This is a genomic window from Actinomadura sp. NPDC049753 (genome assembly GCF_040674655.1).
Taxonomy (GTDB): Bacteria; Actinomycetota; Actinomycetes; order Streptosporangiales; family Streptosporangiaceae; genus Spirillospora; species Spirillospora verrucosospora.
On sequence record NZ_JBFARL010000357.1, the window covers coordinates 1 to 4,007 of the forward strand.

5 protein-coding genes are annotated in these 4,007 nt (G+C 75.5%); 3 read left to right on the forward strand and 2 right to left on the reverse strand.

From position 1 onward, the window contains the following. The 3 genes from AB0K37_RS40685 to AB0K37_RS40695 form a co-directional block, all read left to right on the forward strand. Positions 1–357: hypothetical protein (locus tag AB0K37_RS40685; RefSeq protein WP_363991196.1), on the forward strand; the 357-nt coding region annotated here is incomplete at its 5' end. A 77-nt stretch (positions 358–434) separates the two neighbouring features. Then, entirely contained in the window at positions 435–1,622 is a 1,188-nt protein-coding gene (locus AB0K37_RS40690) for a zinc-dependent alcohol dehydrogenase (RefSeq protein ID WP_363991199.1), read from the forward strand. 98 nt (positions 1,623–1,720) lie between these two features. Continuing rightward, on the forward strand, positions 1,721–2,107 hold the full coding sequence (locus tag AB0K37_RS40695; RefSeq protein WP_363991207.1) for a nuclear transport factor 2 family protein: 387 nt from the start codon (positions 1,721–1,723) through the stop codon (positions 2,105–2,107). A 46-nt stretch (positions 2,108–2,153) separates the two neighbouring features. Here AB0K37_RS40695 and AB0K37_RS40700 read toward each other — a convergent pair whose 3' ends face one another. Then, entirely contained in the window at positions 2,154–3,359 is a 1,206-nt protein-coding gene (locus AB0K37_RS40700; protein WP_363991202.1) for a helix-turn-helix domain-containing protein, read from the reverse strand. A 13-nt stretch (positions 3,360–3,372) separates the two neighbouring features. Next, positions 3,373–3,939 (reverse strand): hypothetical protein, encoded by a 567-nt coding sequence (locus tag AB0K37_RS40705; protein ID WP_363991205.1) that lies wholly within the window; start codon positions 3,937–3,939, stop codon positions 3,373–3,375. Between the last annotated feature and the right edge of the window lie 68 nt (positions 3,940–4,007).

Genomic DNA, 4,007 nt, shown 5'->3' on the forward strand with positions numbered 1-4,007 from the left:
GCCGCCGGCGCGCGGGCCCCCGCACCGGAGCGGGCGAGGCGCCCGGCCGGCGGCGAGCCGCTCGTGACCCTCGACCTGGCCCACCGCTTCGGGCCCGGCTGGCGGCTGTACCAGTTCACGACCGCGGACCGTGACGCCCACCGCTGGCATCTGCGGCACGACGGGCACGCCGCCGGGACGGTGACGCACGTCCTGAACCTGCGCGGCCGCAGGACGGGCTGGGAGGCCTACGACGCCCGCGGATTCCGGCTGCGCCCGGAACCGGGGCCGGACGCGTACCCGCCCGCCAAGCCCTCCCTCTGGGCGACCAGGACGGCGGCGGTGCGCGCCGTCGCGCGGGCCCACCGCTGCCCCTGACGGCCGGGCGCGGACGTTTCGCCCCGGCCGCCCGGGTAGGCCGCCTGGGACGGAGCCCGTCCCACCGGAGGAGCACGATGAAGGCTGTCACCTGGCACGGCAAGCGCGACGTCCGCGTCGACGAGGTCCCCGACCCGAAGATCAAGGAGCCGAACGACGCGGTCATCAGGGTCACCTCGACCGGCGTCTGCGGATCGGACCTGCACCTGTACGAGGTGCTCGGGCCGTTCATGAGCGAGGGCGACATCCTCGGCCACGAGCCGATCGGCATCGTCGAGGAGACCGGGCCGGACGTCACCCACGTCAAACCCGGCGACCGCGTGGTCATCCCGTTCAACATCGCGTGCGGGCACTGCCACATGTGCGGCCTCGGGCTGTACGCCCAGTGCGAGACGACGCAGGTCCGCGAGCAGGGCACCGGCGCGGCCCTGTTCGGCTACACGCGGCTGTACGGGCAGGTGCCCGGCGCGCAGGCCGAGTACCTGCGGGTACCGCAGGCCCAGTTCGGGCCGATCAAGGTGCCCGAGGGGCCGCCGGACGAGCGGTTCGTCTACCTGTCGGACGTGCTCCCCACGTCGTGGCAGGCGGTGGCCTTCGCCGACATCCCCGAGGGCGGTTCGGTCACCGTGCTCGGGCTCGGCCCGATCGGGCAGATGTCGGCCCGCGTGGCCCGCCATCTCGGCCACCGGGTGATCGCGGTCGACCTCGTCCCGGAGCGGCTGGAGATGGCGCGCCGGCACGGGATCGAGGTGATCGACGCCTCGGACGCCGACGACGTGCCGGACGCGGTCCGGCAGCTCACCGGCGGGCGCGGAACCGACTCGGTGATCGACGCGGTCGGCATGGAGGCGCACGGCTCCCCCGGCGCCAAGCTCGCGCAGACCCTCACCGGGCTCATGCCGGGCAACTCCGCCGCGCCGCTGATGGCGCGCGTCGGGGTGGACCGCCTCGCGGCGCTCACCACGGCCATCGAGGTCGTGCGGCGGAGCGGGACGATCTCCCTCAGCGGCGTGTACGGCGGCATGACGGACCCGCTGCCGATGATGCAGATGTTCGACAAGGGCGTCACCCTGCGCATGGGCCAGGCCCACGTCAAGCGCTGGATCGACGACCTGATGCCGCTCATCGCCGACGACGCCGACCCGCTCGGCGTGATGGACCTCGCCACGCACCGCTGGCCGCTGGAGAGGGCGCCCCAGGCCTACGAGATCTTCCAGAAGAAGCAGGACGGCGCCATCAAGGTCCTGTTGCAGCCGGGCACGTGACGCCGCCCGCCGGGTGATCGCGGACCCGGGCCGCCCGCCCTAGGCTTTCCGGCACGTCTTCGGGCGTGCCGATGACCGAGGCTCTGGAGGTGGACCCGATGCACCCGTTCCGCGCCGCCATCGAGAAGGGCGACCTGGACGCCCTTCCGGCGCTGCTGGCCGAGGACGTGACGTTCCTCAGCCCGGTGGCGTTCGCGCCGTACGAGGGGCGTGCCACGGCCACCGCGATCCTGCGCGCGGTGACCCGGGTGTTCGCCGACTTCCGCTACGTCCGCGAGATCGGCGGCGGCCGGGACCACGCGCTGGTCTTCAAGGCGCGGATCGGCGACCGCGAGGTGCACGGCTGCGACTTCCTGCACCACGACGAGGCTGGGCTCATCGACGAGTTCTGCGTCATGGTCCGGCCGCTGTCGGGCGCGCAGGCGCTCTCGGACGCGATGGCGGTGCAGTACGAGACCGTCAGACGCGAGATGGGCCTCGCCTGACCCCCGGCCTCCCGCGAGGCGCTCCGCAACTCCACGGGGCATCCCTTCAGACGCTCAGCGGCGAGGGGAGGGAGCCGTCCTCGGCGCGGCTGCCCTCGTGCTCGAGTCGCGCCAGCCGTGCCGAGGTGAGGGCGGCGCGGAACAGCTGGAGGCCGCGCGCGGAGCTGGGGTCGACGCCGGACAGGATCCGGATGCGGTCCAGCCGGTAGTGCAGGGTGCGGCGGTGGATCCACAGCTCCCGCGCGGCGCGCTCGCGGTCGAGGTTGCAGGCGAGCAGCACCTCCAGGGTCCGGCGCAGGTCGGTGCCGGCGTCGAGCGGGGACAGCACGGCGGCGAGCCGCCCGCGGATCGCGGGCTGCCCGAGGATCGCCAGCTCGACGAGCAGCTCGTCGGCCCGGTAGGGGCGGTCCTCGGAGTCCGGGATGGCCTTGGCGATCGTCAGGACGCGGGAGGCCTCCTCCAGCGCGGCCGGGATGCCGGCGACGCCGCGCCGGCAGGACTGGGCGGCGTGCACGGGTCCGCGCGAACGGGCGGCGAGGCCCGCGGTGAACTCGGCGGCCAGGTCCTCGGCGCGCAGCGGTTCGGCGGCCGGGAACAGCACGGTCAGTCCCGCCGGGCCGCCCGAGTACAGCACGCCCTCCCAGGACTCCAGGCGCTCGCTCTCCCGCTCCCAGTCCCGTTCCGCGAGCGCGGGGGCCTCGCACCGCAGGACGAGGTAGGCGGGCGCGAGGCGGACGCCCGCCGCGTCGGCGATCACTCCGGCGGGAGCGCCGTCGATCAGGGTCTCGGCGAGGAGCCGGCGCAGCGGCCGCGACCTCGTCCCCTCGCGGGGCGCCTCCGCGTAGCCCCGGATGCAGGCCTCCCGCGCGCCGGCCGCGAGGCGGGCCGCGTGCGCGGTCAGCTCGGCCATCTCGGTGAAGCAGCCGGGCGGCGCGACCGTCCAGCAGGACCGCGCCGCGGCGGCGAGGGCCAGGTCCCACGCCTCCGACAGCACCGGCAGCGGGATCGCCTGCCGGGCCGCGAGGACGCCGAGGTCGCGGAAGCGCCCGCGGTCGTCCTCGGGGAGGGGCGACCGGCGCAGGACGAGGCCGAGCAGCCGGGCGCAGGTCTCCCGGCGCCCGCCGAACATCGGGCCCGCCGCCCGCCGGATCGGCTGGTAGGCGGGGTGGCCGTGCAGCGCCTCCCGGATCGCCGTGGCGACCCGCGGGCAGTGCGCGGCGAGGACTTCCGGGAGGCCGCCGGAAACGGTCATCGACGGTCCTCCCCTAGGCCGCGGCCAGCGGGAGCCCGGGCAGGTGGCCGACGGTCCCCTCGACCACCCGGTGCAGCTCCCGGACGCAGCCCGGATCGCCGCCGAGCATGTCGAGCAGGCCGTGGGCGCGGCCGGCCAGTGGCGCGACGGAGGCGGCGTAGGACTCGGCGACCTCCTCGTCGAGCATCCAGGAGGCCATCTCGGCGCGCGCGGACGCCGAGTGGCGGGCGGAGGCGTGCAGCGCGAGGGCCTCGCGGCGCCGCGCGGGCGGCAGGCCGGCCAGCAGGTGGACGAGCAGGTGCGTGGCGGTGCCGGCGGCGAGGCCCTCGTGCCGCCCGGAGACGAGGTCGCGCCGGTCGTCGGCGAGCCGGCACAGCACGCCGAACGCGCGGCCGTACGCCCGCCAGCCCGCGACGCGGCGGTCGTCCGCTCCGGCGAGGCGCGCCGCCGAGGCCGCGGCCATCGCGTAGGGCGCGCCGGTCCTGCCCTCGTAGCCGCGCAGCACCGAATCGGGGGTCGCGTTCGGCGCCCGCTCGGCGAGGTCGCGGAGCCGCCCGTCGACCGCGTCCACCTCTCTCATCGGCTGCTCTCCGTTTCTCCCCGAATGGTCGGTCTGAGGAGTTGATCACAGATGATGACGGCGCGTAC

Coding starts and splice junctions, on each gene's coding strand:
- AB0K37_RS40690 (WP_363991199.1), top strand. CDS start 435: ATGAAGGCTGTCACCTGGCACGGCAAGCGCGACGTCCGCGTCGACGAG.
- AB0K37_RS40695 (WP_363991207.1), top strand. CDS start 1,721: ATGCACCCGTTCCGCGCCGCCATCGAGAAGGGCGACCTGGACGCCCTT.
- AB0K37_RS40700 (WP_363991202.1), bottom strand. CDS start 3,359: ATGACCGTTTCCGGCGGCCTCCCGGAAGTCCTCGCCGCGCACTGCCCG.
- AB0K37_RS40705 (WP_363991205.1), bottom strand. CDS start 3,939: ATGAGAGAGGTGGACGCGGTCGACGGGCGGCTCCGCGACCTCGCCGAG.